This is a genomic window from Treponema bryantii, from assembly GCF_900113965.1.
In the GTDB taxonomy this organism is placed as follows: Bacteria; Spirochaetota; Spirochaetia; order Treponematales; family Treponemataceae; genus Treponema_D; species Treponema_D bryantii_A.
In genome coordinates this window covers 1-21,908 of the sequence record NZ_FORI01000008.1, presented here as the reverse complement: position 1 = coordinate 21,908, position 21,908 = coordinate 1, and the positions used below count along the sequence as shown (strand labels likewise).

The window sequence follows — 21,908 nt, the reverse complement described above, 5'->3', positions numbered from 1 at the left end:
GGGAAGCGTTTTTGAGTGGGAGGAAATATGGGAAATCTTGGCATTTCAATTGTAGACGATGAGGCTGGTTACGACTCGGAAGTTTCTGGCGGCAGCCCTACCGTAATTAAGGTAGTTGGTTGTGGCGGCGGCGGTTCAAACGCTGTAAACAGAATGATCTTCCGCGAGCTTAGCAATGTAGACTTTATCGTTCTTAATACCGACTTACAGGCACTTGGTCGTTCTCGTGCACCAACTAAACTTGCTATCGGTCAGAAGGTTACTAAAGGTCTTGGAGCCGGCGGTAAACCAGAAGTAGGCGAGCAGGCAGCAGAGGAAGATAAGGAACTCATTACAAATGAGCTTCGCGGTGCTGACATGGTATTTATTACCGCAGGTATGGGTGGTGGAACAGGAACTGGTTCTGCTCCTGTAGTTGCAAGAATTGCCAAGGAACTCGGATGCCTTACTGTCGCAGTAGTTACAACTCCTTTTGAATTTGAAGGAAACGTACGTATGCGCCAGGCTAAGGAAGGTCTGAAAAAACTTCATGAACAGGTAGACTCTCTCATTGTTATCCCTAACGAACAGCTTTTCAAAAATATTGATAAAAACCTTACTGTAAAAGAATCCTTCAGAAAGGCAGATGAAGTACTTTGCCAGGGTGTTGAAGGTATTTCTAATATTATTACAAACCCAGGTGATGTTAATACCGACTTTGCCGATGTACGCAATGCAATGGCAGGCCAGGGTAATGCAATCTTTGGAATTGGTATTGGTGAAGGCGAGAACCGTGCAACAGATGCAGCTTACAACGCTATTCATAACCCAATGCTTGAAAACTCAAAGATTGACGGAGCAAAGAATCTTCTTGTAAATATCTGTGCTTCGGAAGAAATTACTTTGAGCGAAGTTGGAGAAATCTGTAAGATTGTTTCTGCTTCTGCAGACAAAGATTACAACATGTTCTGGGGACAGGTTACTCAGCCAGAACTCGAAGGAAAAATCAGCGTAACAGTTATTGCAACTGGTTTTGAAGATTCTGGAAAACTTACAGTTGAACAGCCGGTTGTTGTTCCTGAAGTTAAGTCTGAACCAAAACCTGCTCGTGAAGATACAGTCAGCCTTAATGACATCAACAGTATTCTTCATAAGCCTGCTTCTTCTGGTGCAGCTTTGGGAGGAGAATTTGTTGCTTCACACGGCGTAGCTCATACACCAGATGCAGAAAAGAAAGGTACTCTTGGTGCAGATATGTTCAGTGATGATATTCCATCTGCAGGTTCATTTACTCCACCTAATGGTTTTATTCCTGATGAGAATGACCTTACAAAACCTGCAATCTGGAATAAGAGTGAATTCAGCAGGACAATCCGCCTGGATGACTAAGGAAATATTTTTGAATCAGTTTTATACGGACCTTCTCCTTGTAAAACGTGATTCAAAGCAGACGGCAATTACATATAAGATTTCAGCAGAAGAATTTCTGAACTGGCTTACCACCGAGCGAATAAAACTGAAAGATGTTTCAGTTCAGAATCTCTTGTATTATCTTATAAATAGACAGACCGATGGTTGTTCTGAGCTCACAATTGCCAAGGATATTTCTGGAATCAGGGCTTTGGGCGATTTTCTTGTACGCAAAGGTATGTGGGAAGAAAATGTTGCCCTTGCTTTAGATAAACCTAAGGCTGTAAAACATCTTCCTAAAGTGCTTTCTATTGAACAGATAGATGCTTTGTTAGGATGTATTGATACTTCCACCCCAAGCGGTAAACGGGATGATGCACTGTTTGAACTGATTTATTCGTGCGGACTTCGTATAAGCGAGGCCTGTACACTGCAGCTTGCAAATGTGCATCTTGATGAAAAATTGATTCTTGTTCGCGGAAAGGGCGATAAAGAACGAATTGTTCCTTTTGGAGAGCGGGCTCTGGAAAAAATCCTTGTGTATTTGAACGAGGTTCGGCCGGCTCTGGTAAAGGGACGTTCGGTGCCTGAGCTTTTTGTGAATTACAGGGGAGATCCTATTTCACGGAAAGGTGTATGGAAGCGATTCCAGGAACTTGAAGCGCTGAGCGGAGTTGAGGCAAAGGTTCATACACTTCGCCATTCGTTTGCGACTCATCTTTTGAGTGGCGGGGCGGATCTGCGTTCTGTGCAGGAACTTTTGGGGCACAGTGATTTGAGTACAACTACAATTTATACGCATGTTACAGACAGACAGCTGGAAGATGCGCATGAAAAGTACTTTAAATAATAGGTGTAAGGAGAAATCTGATATGAAAAAATGTATTCCTTTAGTTTTACTGGCAGCTGTTTTATTTAGTTCCTGCCGTGTATCAAACAAGCAGATAATCCGTCAGCAGCATCTTGAAGAAGGTGTTGAAAGCCCGACAACTGTTGAAGAACTTAAGGATGCAATTGAAAAATATCAGAAAAGAGTAGCAGATATTCAGCTGGCACAGAGTCAGATTGGAATCTGGTATAAAATCCTTGGAACACGATATCTTGATCAGAAAATGTATGGAGAGGCCTTAAAATGCTTTCAGGAGGCCCTTCAGTACTATCCAAACAATCAGAATTTATATTATTATGTAGGTGTGTGTGCGGGCTATATGTCGCATGCCGCAATGGACTTTGGAGGAAGCGGAAGTACAGAGGTAAAATATAATTACCTTAAGCTTGCTGAAGAAGCCTACCTTCGTGCAATACAGATTGAAGACAGATATGTGCGTGCCTTATACGGACTTGGCGTGCTGTATGTGTTTGAACTTGATGAGCCTGCAAAGGCAATTCCTCACCTGGAAAAAGTTCTTTCAATCGATACTAAAAATATTGACGCAATGTTTGTACTTGCTAGAGCATATTATTCAAATTATGATTTTGAAAAGTCTGCCGCAATGTACGATAAAATCATAAACACCACAAAATCCGCCGAGAAAAAAGCAACCGCAGAGGAGAACAAGAAAACAGTTTTAGATGCAGCATATTCTAACTGATGATACTCTGATTCTGGGCCTTTCTGTAGCGAGAATTTCATTTCTTGATTTTAATCAGAAAAAAAATTTACTAAAAAAACTTGACAGTCCTTATTCGCTTGCATTACAGTCTATAGAAGAAATATTTAAACTTGCTGAATGCGGAGAGAAACCTCGGGCCGTCTGGAACGGTTCCGAAAACCTGCGTATGGCAAAGGCTGAAGCCTGCCAGTGCGAGCGTCTTGGGATAAAAATTCTTTTTCATTACGATGAGGGATACCCTGAGCCTTTACGGCAGATAGCTGATCCTCCGTTTTGTCTTTTTGTACGCGGAGATGCGTCGCTGCTTAGCGGACGGTGCGTTTCTGTTGTAGGAACAAGAAGATTGAGTCAGGCGGGGCGTGTGGCTGCACGGAGTTTTGCACATGAGGCAACTCTGGACGGCTGTAACGTTGTAAGCGGGCTTGCCGGTGGGGCGGATTCTTACGCGCATCTTGGAGCGATTGATGCCTTTTATGATGCGGCTGAGCGTGGTGATGCAACTTTGCGTGATGGCGCGATTGATCGTTGTGCCGTGCTGGGACACACGATTGCGGTTTTGCCGAGCGGTATAGACAATATTGTACCGTATTCGAATAAGAGGCTGGCCGCGGCGGTGCTTCAGAGCGGGGGCTGCCTGGTGAGCGAGTACGGTCCGGGCGCGCCGGCAGGAAAGTGGCAGTTTATTGCACGGAACCGGATTGTTGCGGGGCTCTCGGAAGCTACGGTTGTGATTGAAGCGCCGACGGGTAGCGGAGCGCTTATAACGGCAGACTTTGCCCTTGAGGACGGCCGCGACGTAATGTTTCATGAGGCGGCGTTTGGTGAAGCGGCTTCCAGAATATCTGAAGTTGTACGCGACGATCTGGAAAAGAGTTTCGCCACAGGCCGGGTAAGCAAGTATAAAATGGAAAATACACCGGAAAAGTTCCTTTCTGCAGGAGCCCCGGTGATAAAAGATTATAAAGATTACTGTGTCGCTCTGGCAGAACCGCCGGGTTTACGCAGTACGCCTCCTGTTCAGGGGGAATTATTTACATAAGACTTTTAAAGGATTTTGTTACAAGGATTTTGTTATGGCTAAAAAGACTAAAACTCCTCAGACTCTCGTAATTGTAGAGTCTCCTACTAAAGCACACACTATTGAAAAGTATCTTGGGCCTGGCTACGTGGTTAGAGCTTCTGTAGGTCATCTTATTGATCTTCCTAAGTCTCGAATGGCTATTGATATTGAAAACGGATTCCAGCCTGAATACATTACAGTGCGCGGAAAAGCAAAATTACTTAAAGAACTCCAGAAGGAAGCAAAGAAATCAGAAGCTGTCCTTCTCGCATCCGATAACGACCGCGAAGGAGAAGCTATTGCATGGCATTTGAACCGTGCTCTGCGCGATAAAACTGATGCAAAAATCAGCCGAATTGTTTTCAACGAAATCACTCCTACTGCAATCACAGAAGCTGTAAAGCATCCTGGTGAAATTGTAGAATCTAAGGTAAATGCTCAGAAGGCACGCCGTGTTCTTGACCGCCTTGTAGGTTATAATCTGAGCCCGCTTTTGTGGGTAAAGGTAAAGAATGGTCTTTCTGCAGGTCGTGTTCAGTCTGTAGCACTCCGCCTTATCTGTGAGCGCGAAAAAGAAGTTGAAGACTTTTTACCAGAGGAATACTGGTCACTTGATGCGGACTTCACTAAGGGAAAATCTTCTTTTACAGCTCAGCTTGTAAAATATAACGGAGAGGCGCCAGAACTTAAGAGCGAGGCAGCCGTAAACGAAATCATTGAGAAAATCAAAAACTCTCCTTGTACAGTTTCATCAATCAAAAAGACTGAAAAAACTGTTCGCCCTAAGCCACCGTTTACAACTTCAAAGCTTCAGCAGGCAGCTGCTAACCGTCTTGGTTTTACTTCACGCAAGACTATGCAGATTGCTCAGCAGCTTTACGAAGGTATTCAGATTGGCGAAAATCATGTCGGTCTTATTACTTACATGCGTACTGACTCTGTACGTATTTCTGAAACTGCTCTTGCAGATGTTCGCGACTGGCTTTCAAAAAATCATCCGTCAGAACTTCCTGCTGAACCAATTCACTATGCTGTTGGAAAATCAGCTCAGGATGCCCATGAAGGTATTCGTCCTACATACGCAACTTACACACCAGAGAGCGTAAAGGAATATTTGAGCCACGACCAGTTCCGTTTGTACTCAATCATCTGGGAGCGCTTTGTGTCTAGCCAGATGAACAATGCAAAGATGGTAACTACCTCTGTTGAAATTGAAGCTGGAGACGCTTTGTTCCGCGTTGCTGCAAGTAAGATTGCAGAGAAGGGCTTCTATCAGGTAATTAAGCTGCTTTCATCAAAAGAAGAAAAATCATCATCCCTTCCTGCTATGAAGGAAGGCGAGGCTTTGAATGTAGAAAACTTCCATCCGGAGCAGCATTTCACTCAGGGACCTGCACGCTATACAGATGCTTCTATTGTTCGTATGCTTGAGGAAAAAGGTATTGGCCGTCCTTCAACTTATGCAACAATTATTTCTGTATTGCTTGACCGCTACTACGTAACCCGCAGTAACAAGCAGCTGGTTCCAACTCAGCTTGGTAAGATGATTAATAAGATTCTCGTTGAATCATTCCCTGCTGTAATTAACGAAGAGTTTACAGCCAAGGTAGAAAATGAACTCGACCAGGTTGAAGAAGGTGAACTTGTTTGGAATGACATTATTGCAGACTTCTATGGTCCGTTTAAGCAGACTGTTGATAACGTAATGGAACATCAGGAAAGTATTAAGGGCTTCCTTGATGAACAGACTGACAAGGTTTGCGAGCTCTGTGGTAAGCCAATGGTAAAGAAACTTGGCCGCTTTGGATTCTTCCTTGCATGTTCCGGATTCCCAGAGTGTCATAACACTAAGTCTATTCCACTTGCTAAGTGTCCTGTTTGCGGCGACGGCGAAATCGTTGAGCGCAAAACAAAAGGCCGTGGTAAGGCTTTCTATGGTTGTACAAATTATCCAACCTGTACCTTCATCAGTCACTTTAAGCCGATTGACCAGTACTGTCCTAAGTGCGGCTGGTTCCTTGTTGAAAAGTTCGACAAGAAGAATGGTGCTTACAAGAGCTGTATTAACCCGGACTGTGATTACTTGCACACAAGCGGTGAGGAAGCTGCGGTGATGCCGGCAGAAGGCGAAGAATAATAATCAACAACGCGTGAGGGATACGGAAGGCGCGAAGCGTTCCTGCGCAGCGGGAATGAAGCGATAGCGGAACCTGTAGTAGCCCGACCGCCGCTTGCGGCGGGCACGCCCAAAAAATAATAAAAATAAAATTTGCTTTATACTGATAGTGATGCTATCATAATGGTATGAGCAATTCTAATAAAAAATATGTTATAGCCTTAGACGAAGGGACGACTTCTTGTCGTGCGGTTCTTTATGACAAAAATGGTTCGCCTCTTGGTTCAAAACAGCGTGAGTTTACTCAGATTTATCCGCATCCAGGCTGGGTTGAACATGATGCTGAAGAAATCTTTAAGTGTCAGCTTAAGGTGCTTCAGAGCCTTTTAATTGAAAACGAAATCAGACATGACGAAATTGCCGCGATTGGAATTACTAACCAGCGTGAGACTGTTGTTATCTGGGATAAGAAAACCGGAAAGCCTGTTTACAACGCTGTTGTCTGGCAGTGTCGTCGTACGGCCGATTACTGCGAGAAACTGATTGCAGACGGCTGGTCGGACAAGATCCGCGAGAAGACCGGACTTCTCATTGACGCATATTTTTCCGGTACAAAAATCAAATGGATATTGGACAATGTTCCTGGCGTTCGTGAACGTGCTGAGCGCGGTGAGCTGCTTGCAGGAACTATTGATACCTGGCTTATCTGGAAGCTTAGCGGTGGCCGTGCGCATGTAACTGATTACACAAACGCCTGCCGTACTATGCTTTTTAATATTTACAAACTTGAGTGGGATAAGGAACTTCTTTCGCTTTTGGGAATTCCTGAGGGACTCTTACCTGAGGTTCGAGATTCTTCATGCGTTTACGGCAATACAGATCCTGAGGTTTGTGGTTTTGAAGTACCTCTTGCTTCTGCAGTTGGCGACCAGCAGGCAGCGCTTTTTGGTCAGGGCTGTTTTAAGAAGGGTGACGCTAAGAACACTTATGGTACAGGCTGCTTTATGCTTATGAATACAGGAGCGGAGCCGGTTCATTCGAAAGAACTTTTGACTACAATTGCGCTTGGTATGAACGGCAAGATTGAGTATGCGCTTGAAGGAAGTGTGTTCATTGGTGGTGCTGTAATTAAGTGGCTTCGCGATGAAGTGGAGCTGATTTCCAGCGCGCCGGAGATTGATCGCCTGGCTGAGAGCGTGCCTGATTCTAATGGCTGTTACCTTGTGCCTGCCTTTGTTGGTCTTGGTACTCCTTACTGGGATATGTATGCGCGTGGAACTATTGTTGGACTTACACGTGGTGTAAAGAAGGCTCATATCTGCCGTGCTGCGCTTGAGGGAATTGCTTACGAGGTGCGCGACGTGCTTGATACTATGGTTGCAGATTCGGGTACTCCTATTAATACACTGAACGTGGACGGTGGAGCCTGCGTTAGCAACGTTATGATGCAGTTCCAGTCTGATATTTTGAATACTAAGGTTTGCCGTCCGGCTAATGTTGAAACTACTGCGCTTGGTGCTGCATACCTTGCCGGTCTTGCAACTGGCTTCTGGAAGAGCCGCGACGAGATTCTGGCTCACCACAAAATTGACCGCGTGTTTGAGCCGGTTATGAAAGATGAACAGCGCGCACGGTTGTACGCTGGCTGGAAGAAGGCCGTGGAACGTGCTGAGCACTGGTCTGAGTAGAGGTGTATATGATTTATGATATAGCAATTATTGGTGCAGGCGTTGTGGGCTCGTGCATTGCGAGGGAACTCGCAAAGTACCGGCTGAACGTTTGCATGATTGAGAAGGCGGATGATGTTGCCTGCGGAACTTCTAAGGCGAACTCGGGAATTATTCATGCGGGCTTTGATGCAAAGCCAGGAACTTTAATGGCTAAGCTGAACGTTGAAGGAACTGCTATGTATCCAGAACTGGCTCAGTCACTTCATTTTGATTATAAGAATAACGGTTCTCTGGTTATCGGCTTTTGCGAAGAAGATATGGAGCATATCAAAAAGCTCTATGAACGTGGACAGTCGAATGGCGTACCAGGTCTTCGCATTATTGACGGCGAGGAATTGCACCGGCTTGAGCCAAATGTAAGTGAAGAAGCATGCGGTGCTCTGCTTGCAGAGTCTGCAGGTATTGTAAGTCCTTATATGGCAACCTGGGCTTTTGCAGAAAATGCTGTTATGAATGGTGTAAAGCTTTTCCTTGAAACAGAGGTTCATGGAATTGAAAAGGCTGACGGGCTGTTCGTGATTAAAACTGGAAAAACTGACATCAGTGCAAAATGTGTGGTAAACGCAGCAGGCTTGTATGCAGATGTTGTTTCTGAGATGGCTGGGGCCCGCAAGTTTAAGATTGTGCCTCGCCGTGGTGAATATTATCTGCTTGATAACAAGTGTGCATATCTTGCAAGTCATACTTTGTTCCAGACTCCTGACAAAATGGGTAAGGGTGTTCTGGTTACTCCAACTGTGGATGGAAATATTCTGTCTGGTCCTACAGCGGCAGATGGAAACGACAAGTCAGCTACAGAGACAACTGCTGCCGGTCAGGACGAGGTTTTCAGAAAATCTGGAAAAACAATTCCGGATATTCCTCGCAGAAATATCATAAACTCTTTTGCGGGTGTTCGTGCCCTTGCTTATAACGAGGATGGAACTCCGGTAAATGATTTTATTATTGAAGAGGATAGTGCGGTTCACGGCTTTATCAACGTTGCAGGAATCTGTTCTCCGGGACTTTCTGCGGCTCCTGCTATCGGATCTTATGTAAGAGAAATTGTTGAAAAATCTCTTGGTGTTAAGCTTGAAGCAAATCGCGACTTTGTGGCTGTGCGCAAAGGAATTGAATCTTTTAAAGATGCTGATGATGAGCGCCGTGCACAGCTGATTGAAAATAATCCGCTTTATGGTCGCATCATCTGCCGATGCGAAATGATTACCGAGGGCGAGATTGTTGCGGCAATTAAGTCTCCTGTAGGAGCTGTGGATCTTGATGGTGTTAAGCGCCGTACAAGAGCCGGAATGGGACGCTGCCAGAGCGGTTTCTGTTCTCCACGTGTAACTGAGATTTTGAGCCGCGAGCTTGGAATCCCTATGACAGACGTTCGAAAGAATGGCGGCTGTTCTTATGTTTTGACTGGAAAAACAAGATAGGTGGGGCGTGATTATGGAATACGATATAGTTGTAATTGGCGGCGGCCCTGCCGGAATGGCGGCGGCAATTGCTGCAAAGAAGGCTGGTACAGACAGCATTTTGATTTTAGAGCGTGATACAAGAATCGGAGGAATTCTGCTTCAGTGTATTCATAACGGATTTGGTCTTCATTATTTTGGTGAAGAGCTTACAGGTCCTGAATATGCGGCTCGTTTTTCTGATGAAGTAAATCAGCTTGGTATTGAATATAAAACTGATACCATGGTGCTGGAGGTGGAAAAGGAAAGTACGCCAGGGCAGGGGCATAGAGTTACTGCAATCAACACTGTAGATGGTCTTATGCACATTAAGGCTAAGGCTGTTGTGCTTGCGACTGGCTGTCGTGAGAGAACCCGCGGTGCTTTAATTATTCCTGGTACAAGACCTGCCGGTATTTTTACTGCGGGTGCGGCTCAGCGCTTTGTAAATATCGATGGATATATGCCAGGCCGTAAGGTTGTAATTCTTGGTTCGGGTGATATTGGTTTGATTATGGCACGTCGCCTTACTCTGGAAGGAGCTGAGGTAAAGCTTGTCTGCGAGGTTATGCCTTTCAGTTCAGGTCTTCGTCGTAACATTGTTCAGTGTGTTGAAAACTTTAATATTCCGCTGAAGTTCAGTCACACAATTGTTCAGATTCATGGAAAGGAGCGTGTTGAAGGAGTAACTGTTGCGGCAGTTGATTCTAACCGTAAGCCTATTGCCGGAACAGAAGAGTTTATTGAATGCGACACACTGCTTCTTTCGGTTGGTTTGATTCCTGAAAACGAAATTGCATCCGGCTGTAAAATCGCAATTGATTCTGCAACCAGCGGCCCTGTTGTAAATGAGCACATGCAGTCTTCTGTACCTGGCATTTTTGCCTGTGGAAATACAGTGCATGTTCATGATCTTGTAGATTTTGTAACAGCAGAAAGCCTTCGTGCCGGTGAAAATGCCGCAAAATATGTTCAGGGAAAAATCACAGCGAGTGGAGAAAAAATCATACTGCGCCCCGGAAACCGCGTGCGCTACACCGTGCCTCAGTACATTGAGTCACGCGCTCAGGACGGAAATGTTTCTATTATGTTCCGAGTAACAGATGTTTATAAGGATGTTTACGTTGAAGTTTCCAGCGGCAACGAGGTCTTAAAATCAGTTAGAAAAAAGGTTGTGCGCCCCGGTGAAATGCAGGTTGTTGAACTTGCCCCAAATCAGATAGAAAGTGCCGGCGGCGACATCACCGTTTCAATCCAGCTTCCACAGGAGGTAGCAGAATGATGGAAAATACAAATCAGACATCAGGCGAAATCCGCCGCGAAAAAATCCCTCTTACCTGCATAATCTGCCCTATGGGCTGTTCAATGGAAGTAACGGTAGAAACAGACGCCAGTGGCCACAAAAAAGTCACAGCAGTAAAAGATAATGGCTGCAAACGTGGGGAACAATATGCATCAAAAGAACTGCAGAATCCAACCCGCACCCTCACAACAACAATAAAAGTTAATGGAGGCGTGCTGCCTGTGGTGCCGGTAAAAACCGCCGGCGAAGTTCCAAAGGCAAGCCTGCTGCAGTGCATGGAAGTTGTACGTCGAGCAAGCTGCCGAGCCCCTGTAAAACGCGGCGACATACTTCTGTACGACCTGCTTGGAACCGGCATAAACGTAATAGCCTGTGCGGATGTGGAAAAAATATGAGATGAGCCCCTTGAAGATTTTGCGGAGTATATGTAATAAAGTATTTGTTAGATACTCATGCAATACTATATTATCTCTTTGGGGATTAACGTTTATCATTATTGGGAAGAATTGCGCGTCTGTCCAGGTATGAATCAATTGTTCTTTTACAGATTACAACAACTGAAAATTTCGTTATAATAAAATTATATGGCAAAGCATGAACATGAAAGAATTCTTTGTGCAATGGTATTCCTCTTTATCTTAGATATTATGGGACTTATTTCTAAATTTGGTTTCAATCTTATTGGTTATTTAGAAAAAATTCCTGTTTTAATTGGGTTACCGATTGTCGTAATGATAATTGTTCATTTTATCCCAGAAGAAGCTGATGATTATTATGAAGAGAATCCTGCTCTTTTTATCGCTATTTATATTATTGAAGGAGTTTTCTTATTTGTCTTTATGTTACCAGGTCATTTTGAAATTCCGCGATAAAACAATTATTCTGAATCTTCGCTAGGTTTCAAAATCCGGAAATTCTGCCGATAATTTAAGTATGACTTTACGCGAGCTTACAGATGAATTTCTTCTTTATCTTTCTGCTGTGAGGGGGCTTTCTGAGAATACTGTTAAGGGCTATGGCAACGACCTTGCCCAGCTGCAGGAGTTTCTGACGCCGGAACTGGATGTTACTTCTATAACTCGTGAAAATCTTATGCTTTGTATCGGACGGCTTTCTGCGGAGAATAAGTCGGCGGCTACTGTGAACAGGTTTATTGCCGCCGTGCGTACTCTGTTTGCTTATGCGAAAAAGTTTGGGTATGTAGAGAAAAATCCTTCGCTGGAAATGAAGACTGTAAAGCTGCCAAAGCGTATGCCGAATTTTATGACTTCCGCCGAGGTAGGGGAGATTTGCGACGAGCCTGTTAAGGATGAGCTTTTGTGGAAGAGCCGCGACCATGCGCTTTTTCTGATGCTGTATTCTTCGGGCTGTCGTGCAAGCGAAATTGTAAGCCTTAAGATTTCTGATTTTATGGATGGCGGCCGCTCGGCAATTGTTACTGGAAAGGGTAATAAGCAGCGCAAGGTCTATTTTGATATCGAGGCCAGAAAGGCACTGGCTGAATATCTTACGGATAGGAAAAAGATACTGGCGGAAAATAAAGTGGATCCGGTGCCGCGGGAATTATTTATTAATCAGAAGGGTGGAGCGCTTACGACCGGTGGGCTGCGCTACATTTTGAACAGATACTCTGGGGTGGAAGGAACGAACAGACATGTGAATCCGCATGCTTTCCGCCACACTTTTGCAACAACTATGCTGGGGAATGGGGCGGATGTGCGCATGGTTCAGGAGATGCTTGGCCACAGTTCAATCAGCACAACTCAGCGCTATACTCACATCACCACTGAAAAACTTATTGATATTTACAATAAGGCTCATCCGCATTCGTAAGTGTTTAAGTTGGTTGAAAAGAAATCTGTGTTTAGTTATGGAATTTTCCGTCAAAACAAAGGAAATGATTAGCTTTAACGGAATAAAAAGATGATAGAAGAAGTCTAAAAAACAGAAAGTTCCGTCAAAAAGGCTTTGTATGTTTGTTTTGACGGAATGTTTTCAGTGATTTTATTAAGATTTCCTGTAATTAAAGCAAAAAACTTTATTTGTTTCCGTCAAAAACTTGCTTATGAAGAGATTTGACGGAAGAAACGCCGGATTTACAAAGAAAAATCACAGAATTTATCCGTCAAAAATCGCATAATCCAAGTTTTTGACGGAACTTTCGCGAAAAAATATCTGTTTTTATACGATTCAAATCTTTTTTCTAGCTATTTTTTATTTGCCCTTTGACGTCTAAATCATTATATTTTAACTCATGGGAAATAAGACTAAGATTCGAAGCACAACTATTCTTGCTGTGCGCAGAAATGGACAGGTTGCTATGGCTGGAGACGGCCAGTGCACTTTGGGCGAGACAGTTTGTAAGGGAAATTCTCGCAAAGTTCGAAAGATTTATGATGGAAAGATTCTCACCGGTTTTGCGGGTAGTGTTGCTGATGCGTTTACACTGCTTGACCGCTTTGAAGCTAAGGTAAAGGAATATAACGGAGATATTATGCGCTCGGCTGTTGAGCTTGCTAAGGCCTGGCGTACAGACCGTACCTTGCAGAAACTTGAGGCTATGCTCCTTGTTGCCGACAAAAAACAGATTCTTTTGATTAGCGGCGACGGTAACGTAATTGAGCCTGAGCACGATGCGATTGCGATTGGCAGCGGCGGTAACTACGCTTACTCTGCGGCTCTTGCTTATCTTGATTCTTCTGATTTGAGCGCTAAGGAGATTGCGGAGAGATCTTTGAATATTGCCGGCAGCATCTGTATTTACACAAATCAGAATCTGACGATTGAAACATTGGAATAGCACATGGAAAATATCGAAAATAAAACAGAACTTACACCAAAACAGATTGTAGAAAAACTCGACGGATATATCATCGGACAGGAAAAGGCTAAGCGTGCCGTTGCGGTTGCGCTTCGTAACCGCTTCCGCCGCCTTAAGCTGCCGGAAGAAATCCGCGATGAAGTTGCTCCAAAAAATATTTTGATGATTGGACCAACTGGCTGTGGTAAAACAGAAATTGCACGCCGTCTTGCAAAACTCTGCGGTGCTCCTTTCTTAAAGGTTGAGGCTACAAAATACACCGAGGTTGGTTATGTTGGCCGTGACGTTGAAAGCATGATCCGCGACCTTATGGCCGTAGGCTACAATGACGTTAAGGCAGAGATGGAAGATCAGCTTCGTGAGAAGTCTGTAAGCGTTGTAGAAGAGCGCCTTCTTGATCTTCTTTTGCCAGGAACCGGCAAGGGCGACAAAAAGAAAGCTGACGGCGAAGGCGATAAATCAGAAGTTAAGCCACTCGGATTTTTGAGTCAGCCAAGTGCAAATGAAATTACAATTGATTTGAACAAGGTTGCCGCAGATATGCAGTCAGCACTAAATGCTGCAAATCAGGCAGCTGCTGAACAGCAGAAGGCAGATGAAGAGTCTGCAGAAAAAGCTGTAGAAAATCATACACGTGAAAAGTTCCGCCAGATGCTCCGCGAAGGTAAACTCGAAGACCGTGAAGTAGACATGGTTGTTCATCGTCCTCAGGGAATGCCTAACATGGAAATCATTGCCGGCGGCAGCATTGACGATCTTCAGAACAGCATGCAGGGAATCCTTAATATGATGAACGGTCAGGGCCGCGGTAAAAAGCGCTCTGTTACAGTAAAGGAAGCCCGCAAGATTCTTACAGAAGAAGTTCTCGATAATATGGTAGACCACGACAAGGTTGCCGACGAAGCAAAGAAGCGAGTCGAACAGAGCGGAATTATCTTTATTGATGAAATTGATAAGATAGCTGTTCACGGTGAAAGCCACGGACAGGATGTAAGCCGCGAAGGTGTTCAGCGCGATATCCTTCCAATCGTAGAAGGAAGTAACGTAAACACAAAGTTCGGCGTAATCGATACAACACACATTCTGTTTATCGCTGCCGGAGCCTTTAGCGTTGCTGCTCCAAGTGATCTGATTCCTGAACTTCAGGGCCGCTTCCCATTGCGTGTTGAGCTTGATTCACTCCACAAAGAAGATTTCAAGCGCATCCTCAGCGAGCCAAAGAACAGTCTGATTATGCAGTACACATCACTGCTTGAAACTGAAGGTGTTAAACTCGACATTACAGAAGACGCTCTGGATCGTATGAGTGTGGTTGCAGAAGAGGTTAATTCGAGCGCCGAGAATATTGGTGCACGCCGCCTCCACACAATCATGGAAAAGGTTCTTGCAGATATCAACTTTGAAGCTGATGAGCATGCAGGTGAGACAATTAAGATTGATGCAGCGTATGTCGATAGCAAACTTGAAGGCATCAGCCAGAATCAGGATTTAAGCAGATATATACTGTAGAAATAGTACAGTCAATAAAAAATAAAGACCACGGAATTGCCGTCGCTGGGACCCGCAATTCCGTGGTCTTTATTTTTTAGAACAAAATCAATTTCTATTTGAACAGCTGAGGGAAGGCTGCTGCCTTCTGGATTGCTTCTTCCAGCGTGAGACCAGCAAAATCTTGGGCGCCTAACCATCTTCCACTCTTCTTATCATCTACAAATGCGCCGACTACGATACCAGGAATTACACTGTCAGGATCATTTGGGGCGTTTGGACCGCCGAGGTCGGTGCGGCACCAGCCTGGGTCTGCTAAGTTGATGCAGACGTCTGTGCCGTCGAGTTTGCCGGCGAGGTCACTTGTTACCTTGTCGAGGGCTGCTTTACTTGCGCTGTAGCCGGCCTGTTCCGGTTCGTTGCGGATTCCGCTTGTTGTGTTGATTACACGGCCCCAGCCACGTTCAATCATCTTTGGAATAAAGCGGTAGCAGAGCATCATTGGAGCGATTGTGTTAATTACAAAGCTCTTTGTGTAATCTTCTGCGGGTGTCTTGTAATAGTCTGTGCGGTAAGCAATCTGAACTGCGGCGTCGTTGAAAAGAATATCAACCGGCTTTCCGCGTTCTTCAATTTCGTTCATCATTGCTTCTACCTGAGAAATGTCTGAGAGTTCTGCGGCAACGTCGTAGGCTTCAACGCCCATTGCGCGAACCTCTGCGAGAATTTCTGCAGTATGCTCAAGTGAGCGGCTGTGCAAAATCAGGTTACAGCCTTTGCTGGCCATAAACTTTGCGATTCTATATCCGATTCCTCGGTTTGCACCGGTAACCAGCGCCCATTTTCCTTTAACATTAACCATTTGTTTGTCTCCTTTTGGTGGTTTCGACCCTTCGACCAGGCTCAGGGACCGCAGGCTCAACCACCGACCTTACTGATTATCTCATCGCACCATTTGTCGAAGTCCGGGTCTTCGGTCTGGCATTCGGGGTGGGCGAGAACGTATTCTATTGTCTCTCTGATTCCCTGGTCTGCGCGTTTTGTTGCAACAAAATCTGGTACAAGAGACTTCAACTTACTGCAGTCAAATACAACGGAGTTTGCCTTGTCTCCAATAAGGCTTCCTGTAAAGTCATAATCAGAATGTGCTGCAAGATATGCCGAAGAAACATAAACCGGCTTAAGTTCAACACCAAGCGATGCTGCAATACACTGATAAATCTGATTCCAGGTAACGCTTTCATCGCTCATAATCTGAACGGCTTCACCGATAGCGTGAATGTTTCCCATCAGACCAACAAAGCCCTTAGCAAAATCAGAATTGTGAGTGATTGTCCAAAGCGTTGTTCCATCTCCATGAATAATCACAGGCTTTCCTTCTTTGATGCGTTTTACAACCTGCCAGCTGCCCTTGTTGCCGTGAACTCCAAGAGGTACCGAGCGCTCATCATAAGTGTGGCTCGGTCTAATAATAGTAACAGGGAATTGCTCATCACGATAAAGCTTCATCAGATAATCTTCGCAGGCAATCTTATTGCGGGAGTATTCCCAGTACGGATTTGCAAGAGGTGTTTTCTCGCTGATCATGTAGTTTCCACAAGGTTTCTGATAAGCCGATGCAGAACTGATGTACATAAACTGACGAACCTTGCCCTTAAGCAGGCGGTAGTCACGCTCAAGCTGTGAAGGCACAAAGCCGATGAAATCACAGGCAACATCAAACTGCATTCCGGCAAGCTTTCCTGCAGCCGCAGCCTCATCATTTATATCAACAGTAATAAAATGCGCACCCTTAAGGCGCTCGTCGTTATTACGGTTTCCTCTATTAATAAGATACAGCTCCCAGCCTTTTTCCAGCAGCAGCTTTGAGATAGCCATGCTGATTGTACCGGTTCCGCCGATGAATAATGCTTTCATATTTCCTCCGGATTAGAGACTTGCTTTTGCGGCGATTTTGTAGATCTCAGCAATATCTTCAGAACTCAGCTTTACAAATCCGCCAGTTCTTCCGCCTTCTGGTAAGCCGAACTTTTTTACGAGAGTAGGGATGTCTTCTTCTTTTGCACCAAGCTCAGCAAAATTAATTGGCATACCAATGCTGTGAAGGAACTCGCGGAAACGCTTGATACCCTCGCGGGCTGTTGCTTCCGGATCTGCAAAATCCATCTTGCAGCCCCAAACGCGTGTTGCCCACTGTGCAAAACGCATTACGTCATGCTTATAAACAAAATCCATCCATGAAGGCATGATAACTGCAAGACCTGCACCGTGAGCACAGTCGTAAAGACCGCTTAATTCATGCTCAATTCCGTGGCTGTTCCAGTCCTGGTCGCGTCCAACACCTACGATGTTATTGTGGGCAACCATTCCGGCCCACATGATGTTAGCGCGGGCTTCATAATCATTTGCGTCAGCAATTACCTTTGGAGTTTCGTGGATCATAGCCATCAAAACAGCCTCACACAAACGATCGGTAGTTTCTACATTCTTTGTGTTTGTAAAGTAACGCTCGCAAACGTGAGCCATAATATCTGTTGCACCACACGCTGTCTGGTATGCAGGCAGAGTCTGTGTTAATGCCGGATTCAAAATAGAGAACTTAGGACGGATACATTCGCCGCCAGTTCCGCGTTTTACCATGCCGTCTTTTTTAGTGATTACTGAGTCACCAGAACCTTCGCTTCCGGCTGCCGCAATTGTAAGAACTGTAGCAACAGGAACCGCCTTTTTAGGAGCAGCTTTTCCGCTGTAGAAATCCCAGAAGTCTCCGTCATAGCAAACACCGATTGCAATAGCTTTGGCACTGTCAATTACAGAACCGCCGCCTACTGCAAGTATAAAATCAACACCGTTTTTACGGCACAAATCAATTCCTTCGTAAACAAGGTCATCAAGAGGATTAGGGTGAACACCACCGAGTTCTACAAATTCAACGCCGGCCCCTTTCAGAGACTCACGAACTCTTCCAAGCAGACCGGATTTCTCAGCAGATTTACCGCCAAAATGAAGCAGAACCTTGCTGCCTCCAAACTCGCGAACAAGCGCACCGGCCTGCTGCTCAGTATCCTTTCCAAAAACAAACTTAGTTGGGCTGTAAAATGTAAAATTATCCATTGATTTATTTCCTCCACATTAATTTTACCCCGATTTTCATAAAATCAAAAATAAATCATCTCTAATTAAATTGTATAAAACTATATTTTTAAATAACCATGCAAAAAATCAGAAAATGGCATAAAATAGAGGTTATGAAGCTTATTTTGTATTTTATTCTGATTCCGGCCTTGCTTCCGGTCTTTTTGATTTTGCGTTATGTATATCTGCTTGATAGAAATGAGCGTGAACCTCTTGGATTTGTTCTTAAGGTAGTTCTTTTTGGTGCCATTTTCTCGATTCCTTGTGCCGGTGCAGAACGTTTTCTTATTGCTTTCATTAGTGAGTATTACGACCCGGCAACAATTGAGTTTGCCTGGATGGAAAATACTGTTGGAGTTGCGCTTGTAGAAGAGTTTTCAAAATGGCTCGTCCTTATGCTCATAGTATGGAAAAACAAGAATTTTGATTTCAGGTATGACGGAATTGTTTATGCGGTTTCTGCTTCTCTTGGATTTGCCGCACTGGAAAATATTTTGTATATCATAAGTTATGGTACCGGCGTTTCTATTGGCCGCGCAATTTTTGCCATTCCGGGCCACGCTACCTTTGGTGTTTTTATGGGCTACTGGCTCAGCCGTGCTAAAAATTTCTGGCTGCACGGAAAACTAAATAGAATGAGATTCTGTAAGCTTTTTTCACTGTGTATTCCAATGCTGATTCATGGGGCTTATGATTTCCTGCTTTCAGAACAGGTTTCGCAGCTCGGCTATCAGTCTATTTTCTATATTTATGTAATTCTGCTTGATTTTTTTGCATGGCGTGTTATTAAACATGAATTCCGAACAGACAGGCGCCTGTAAATCTTTCTGATAAAATTCACTAAACCTTTTCCTCCAGATTCCGAAAATCAACTAGATGTAAACAAAATGGACAGCGATATACGTCCGCGTCAAGGCACGCTTCGCTTAAAGCCTTGACACGTCCGTTTGTCAGTTGTCCCTCAGGAGGATACAACTGCCATGAACAGTTTCACCCGTTCAATTGACCTGCTTCAGCGTGAAATGGACGTAACTTCATTGCGCTATCAGGTTACAGCAAATAACCTTGCAAACAGTGAGGTTCCAAATTTTAAGCGTTCAACAGTAAACTTTGAAAGCGAACTTAAGCGTGCTATTGATTCTGAAAAAGAAGCTCAGAACGCTTTTCATCTTACAACCACTGATTCCCGCCACATTCAGGTAAATGTACCTTATGATTACCGTGATGTTCAGCCTCACCGTGTACTTGATTATACAACTACAGCAAAGGCAAACGGCAATAACGTAGATGCAGAAACTGAAGCAAACAATATCCTCCAGATTCAGATGCAGTACCGCATGCTCACCCAGCTCACAAGCTTCGAGTTTGATCAGGTCAGCACAGCGATGAAGAAGTAATCACGGTGGTTGAGCCTGTCGAAACCACAATTAAGGAGATCTAGACTATGGGAATGTTCACTAGTATAAATATTGCGGCAACCGGAATGGCTGCTGAAAGACTCAGAACAGATGTAATTTCTGATAATATCGCAAACGCTTCAACAACACGTACACAGGACGGCGGTCCATTCAAAAAATCTACTGTAGTAATGCGTCCTGTTGCAGATGCAAATCCTCAGTGGAGAACACCTTTCACACCTTCAAGCCTGGATAATGGTCCTGGAAAGGGAGTTAAGGTTTTAGAGATTACAAAAGATACTTCTGAGGGACGTCTTGTTTATGACCCGACACATCCTGATGCATATCAGAGTGGCCCTCACAAAGGTTATGTAGAATATCCTAACGTAAATATTGTAAATGAAATGGTAGATTTGATTTCTGCCTCAAGAGCATACGAAGCAAACGCAACAGTTGTTGACGGTGCAAAAGATATGTTCTCAGCTGCCCTTGAAATCGGACGATAACCGGTGTAGAATAATAAATGGGTAGGGAAATATGAAGATTCAAGATTTCGGCACCTTGCAGATGGTGCGCACAGATAAAGCTCATTTTGGACAGGGAAAGATTCAGCCGCTCACAACTAATGTTCCAGGTATGTCGCCAATTGAAAAGATTCATAAGGCAGACAAAACTACAGAAGCTGCATCTATTCAGCCAGCCGGCCAGTCAAAATCATTTCAGTCATATCTTCTTGATGCCTTGAGCACAGTAAACAGCCAGCAGCTGGATGTTACTGCCGTTCAGGAAAAGCTTATTACAGATCCTGATGATGTTGATATCCATGATGTAACAATTGCAATGGCAAAGGCACGCCAGAGCCTGAACCTTGCGCAGACAGTTATTGACCGTCTTGTTACAGGATGGAATGAAATTACTACTACTAGATAAAATAGACCCCGAATCAAGTGATATGTACCCATAATTCTGGACACATATTATGAATTAGGCCGAATGAATGGATGCTTCCCTGTATTTTGCGGGAGGCATCCATTTTGTTTTAGCCTGTATTCGCTTATTGTTATAATAGTCTATATATTCTGCAACTGCTACAGAAAATTCTTCAAAAGATTTAAAATCCTTTTCATGTCCATAATACAATTCATTTTTCAAACGTCCAAAGAAAGTTTCCATAATGCAATTGTCATAGCAATTTCCTTTACGAGACATAGATTGAATAACGCCATGATTAATCAATCTCGTTCTGTAATAAATATGCTGATACTGCCATCCCTGATCAGAATGAAAAATAAGGCCATTAACTCTTTGGAATTTTTTAAAAGCTTTATCCAACATTCGTTTTACTTGTTCCATGTTTGGACTTAATGATAAATCATAAGAAATTATCTCGTTTGTATGCATATCAAGAATTGGAGAGATGTAGCATTTGCCCCAGGAAAAATTAAACTGTGAAACATCAGTTGTCCATTTCTGAAAGGGCGCAGTTGTACTGAAATCCCTGTTAATTAGATTAGCAGCAATTTTTCCAACTTCCCCTTTGTATGAATGATACTTTTCTTTTGGTCGTTTTCCAAATAGTCCCAGAGAATGCATTATTCTTTGAACTCGTTTGTGGTTTACAGTTTTGCCACGGTTTAGAAGTTCTCTGTAAACACGACGTACGCCATATCTTTCTTTGTTTTCTGTAAAAATCTCCAGTATTTCTTGTGCCATAGCGACATTTTTTTCAGCAATAACATCCTTTTTGCTTATTTCAAAGTAATATGTCGATTTTGACATTTTTGCAGCTTTTAAAAGATACCTTAATCGGTATCCTTTTTCTTGGAGTTCTTTGAGGACTTTTGCTTTTTCGCCTTGAGATGTTCGTCCCATTCTGCGTGTCTCAAGGCTATAGATTTTTTTATTACTTCGTTCTCTGCTTTCAGATATTCATTTTCATTTCGTAACCGTAATAGTTCATCTCGTTCTTCTTCTGTAAGAGGTTTCGTGTTTTTTGATTTTTTTTTCATAACTGGATTTTTCCTTGGACGTCCTATTGAAATGCTCTTTAATCCATCATAACCGTTATCTTTATATTTTTTAACCCATTTATGAAGCAGGCCTGAAGCTATACCTGCATTACATGCCGTTTCTTGAATAGAGTTTCCTGCTAAGACTTTTGAGACAAGATTAAATCGTTCTTCTGGCGTCCATTGTTTTTTATGAGACTTATGATGTAATGCTGTTATTCCTTTATGTTCTTCTATCCTTTTCCATCGACGTATCATCTTATGGAAATCTTGTGGATCTTTTATTCCTTCTGGTGTTTCAACCCAGATTCCTTGTTTGTAAAGTTCAATGCATCTAAGCTTGAACTCTAATGTGTAGCGCATAAAAATACCCCTTTTACTTTTGTCCAGTAAAAGGGGTACATATCA

22 protein-coding genes are annotated in these 21,908 nt (G+C 43.7%); 17 read left to right on the top strand and 5 right to left on the bottom strand.

Features of this window, described 5'->3' with window-relative positions; all coding sequences use genetic code 11:
- The first annotated feature begins 27 nt into the window (after positions 1 to 27).
- From ftsZ to hslU, 13 genes are all read left to right on the top strand, one after another.
- Entirely contained in the window at positions 28 to 1,368 is a 1,341-nt protein-coding gene (ftsZ, locus tag BM161_RS10715; RefSeq protein ID WP_074932576.1) for a cell division protein FtsZ, read from the top strand.
- Positions 1,361 to 2,239: a tyrosine recombinase gene (locus tag BM161_RS10710; protein ID WP_074932574.1), complete on the top strand. Its 879-nt coding sequence runs from the start codon at positions 1,361 to 1,363 to the stop codon at positions 2,237 to 2,239. The genes ftsZ and BM161_RS10710 overlap by 8 nt, the downstream gene beginning before the upstream one ends.
- 22 nt (positions 2,240 to 2,261) lie before the next feature.
- Positions 2,262 to 2,981 (top strand): tetratricopeptide repeat protein, encoded by a 720-nt coding sequence (locus tag BM161_RS10705; RefSeq protein WP_074932573.1) that lies wholly within the window; start codon positions 2,262 to 2,264, stop codon positions 2,979 to 2,981.
- Positions 2,962 to 4,041 (top strand): DNA-processing protein DprA, encoded by a 1,080-nt coding sequence (locus tag BM161_RS10700; protein WP_074932572.1) that lies wholly within the window; start codon positions 2,962 to 2,964, stop codon positions 4,039 to 4,041. Before BM161_RS10705 ends, BM161_RS10700 begins: the two co-directional genes overlap by 20 nt.
- A gap of 34 nt (positions 4,042 to 4,075) precedes the next feature.
- Positions 4,076 to 6,199, top strand: a complete 2,124-nt coding sequence (gene topA / locus BM161_RS10695; RefSeq protein ID WP_074932571.1) for a type I DNA topoisomerase — start codon at positions 4,076 to 4,078, stop codon at positions 6,197 to 6,199.
- A gap of 167 nt (positions 6,200 to 6,366) precedes the next feature.
- Entirely contained in the window at positions 6,367 to 7,866 is a 1,500-nt protein-coding gene (gene glpK / locus BM161_RS10690; RefSeq protein WP_074932569.1) for a glycerol kinase GlpK, read from the top strand.
- 8 nt (positions 7,867 to 7,874) lie between these two features.
- Positions 7,875 to 9,329 carry an NAD(P)/FAD-dependent oxidoreductase gene (locus tag BM161_RS10685; protein ID WP_177206236.1) on the top strand — a complete coding sequence of 485 codons (1,455 nt, stop codon included), beginning with the start codon at positions 7,875 to 7,877 and terminating at the stop codon, positions 9,327 to 9,329.
- A gap of 13 nt (positions 9,330 to 9,342) precedes the next feature.
- Positions 9,343 to 10,629, top strand: a complete 1,287-nt coding sequence (locus BM161_RS10680) for an NAD(P)/FAD-dependent oxidoreductase (protein ID WP_074932565.1) — start codon at positions 9,343 to 9,345, stop codon at positions 10,627 to 10,629.
- Positions 10,626 to 11,045 (top strand): DUF1667 domain-containing protein, encoded by a 420-nt coding sequence (locus tag BM161_RS10675; RefSeq protein WP_244882802.1) that lies wholly within the window; start codon positions 10,626 to 10,628, stop codon positions 11,043 to 11,045. Before BM161_RS10680 ends, BM161_RS10675 begins: the two co-directional genes overlap by 4 nt.
- Before the next feature lie 189 nt (positions 11,046 to 11,234).
- Complete coding sequence (locus BM161_RS10670; RefSeq protein ID WP_074932564.1) at positions 11,235 to 11,522, top strand: hypothetical protein; 288 nt, start codon at positions 11,235 to 11,237, stop codon at positions 11,520 to 11,522.
- A gap of 61 nt (positions 11,523 to 11,583) precedes the next feature.
- Entirely contained in the window at positions 11,584 to 12,483 is a 900-nt protein-coding gene (locus BM161_RS10665) for a tyrosine-type recombinase/integrase (protein ID WP_074932562.1), read from the top strand.
- A 421-nt stretch (positions 12,484 to 12,904) separates the two neighbouring features.
- Complete coding sequence (hslV, locus tag BM161_RS10660) at positions 12,905 to 13,450, top strand: ATP-dependent protease subunit HslV (RefSeq protein ID WP_074932561.1); 546 nt, start codon at positions 12,905 to 12,907, stop codon at positions 13,448 to 13,450.
- Between the two features lie 3 nt (positions 13,451 to 13,453).
- Complete coding sequence (gene hslU / locus BM161_RS10655; protein WP_074932559.1) at positions 13,454 to 14,980, top strand: ATP-dependent protease ATPase subunit HslU; 1,527 nt, start codon at positions 13,454 to 13,456, stop codon at positions 14,978 to 14,980.
- Between the two features lie 94 nt (positions 14,981 to 15,074).
- Here the strand turns inward: hslU and BM161_RS10650 are convergent, their stop codons facing one another.
- Genes BM161_RS10650 through BM161_RS10640 form a run of 3 tightly spaced genes read right to left on the bottom strand, consistent with a single transcriptional unit; the run spans position 15,075 to position 18,073 of the window.
- Positions 15,075 to 15,821, bottom strand: coding sequence for an SDR family NAD(P)-dependent oxidoreductase (locus tag BM161_RS10650; RefSeq protein WP_074932558.1), 747 nt, complete (start codon positions 15,819 to 15,821; stop codon positions 15,075 to 15,077).
- 56 nt (positions 15,822 to 15,877) lie between these two features.
- Positions 15,878 to 16,876, bottom strand: a complete 999-nt coding sequence (locus BM161_RS10645; protein WP_074932556.1) for an NAD-dependent epimerase/dehydratase family protein — start codon at positions 16,874 to 16,876, stop codon at positions 15,878 to 15,880.
- 12 nt (positions 16,877 to 16,888) lie between these two features.
- Positions 16,889 to 18,073, bottom strand: coding sequence for an iron-containing alcohol dehydrogenase (locus BM161_RS10640; protein WP_074932555.1), 1,185 nt, complete (start codon positions 18,071 to 18,073; stop codon positions 16,889 to 16,891).
- A gap of 134 nt (positions 18,074 to 18,207) precedes the next feature.
- Between BM161_RS10640 and BM161_RS10635 the strand changes: the two genes are divergently transcribed.
- The 4 genes from BM161_RS10635 to fliE all read left to right on the top strand — a co-directional run bounded on the left by BM161_RS10635 (position 18,208) and on the right by fliE (position 20,421).
- The gene (locus BM161_RS10635) at positions 18,208 to 18,915 is read left to right on the top strand and encodes a PrsW family glutamic-type intramembrane protease (protein ID WP_074932553.1); all 708 of its coding nucleotides are present in this window, start codon (positions 18,208 to 18,210) and stop codon (positions 18,913 to 18,915) included.
- Between the two features lie 159 nt (positions 18,916 to 19,074).
- Positions 19,075 to 19,491 (top strand): flagellar basal body rod protein FlgB, encoded by a 417-nt coding sequence (flgB, locus tag BM161_RS10630; RefSeq protein WP_074932551.1) that lies wholly within the window; start codon positions 19,075 to 19,077, stop codon positions 19,489 to 19,491.
- Positions 19,492 to 19,538: 47 nt separating this feature from the next.
- Positions 19,539 to 19,997 carry a flagellar basal body rod protein FlgC gene (gene flgC, locus BM161_RS10625; protein WP_074640066.1) on the top strand — a complete coding sequence of 153 codons (459 nt, stop codon included), beginning with the start codon at positions 19,539 to 19,541 and terminating at the stop codon, positions 19,995 to 19,997.
- 31 nt (positions 19,998 to 20,028) lie between these two features.
- Positions 20,029 to 20,421 (top strand): flagellar hook-basal body complex protein FliE, encoded by a 393-nt coding sequence (gene fliE, locus BM161_RS10620; protein ID WP_074932550.1) that lies wholly within the window; start codon positions 20,029 to 20,031, stop codon positions 20,419 to 20,421.
- Positions 20,422 to 20,475: 54 nt separating this feature from the next.
- Here the strand turns inward: fliE and BM161_RS10615 are convergent, their stop codons facing one another.
- Positions 20,476 to 21,363 (bottom strand): IS3 family transposase, encoded by an 888-nt coding sequence (locus BM161_RS10615; protein ID WP_083425697.1) that lies wholly within the window; start codon positions 21,361 to 21,363, stop codon positions 20,476 to 20,478.
- Positions 21,294 to 21,863 (bottom strand): helix-turn-helix domain-containing protein, encoded by a 570-nt coding sequence (locus tag BM161_RS10610; protein WP_074931124.1) that lies wholly within the window; start codon positions 21,861 to 21,863, stop codon positions 21,294 to 21,296. Before BM161_RS10610 ends, BM161_RS10615 begins: the two co-directional genes overlap by 70 nt.
- Positions 21,864 to 21,908: the final 45 nt, after the last annotated feature.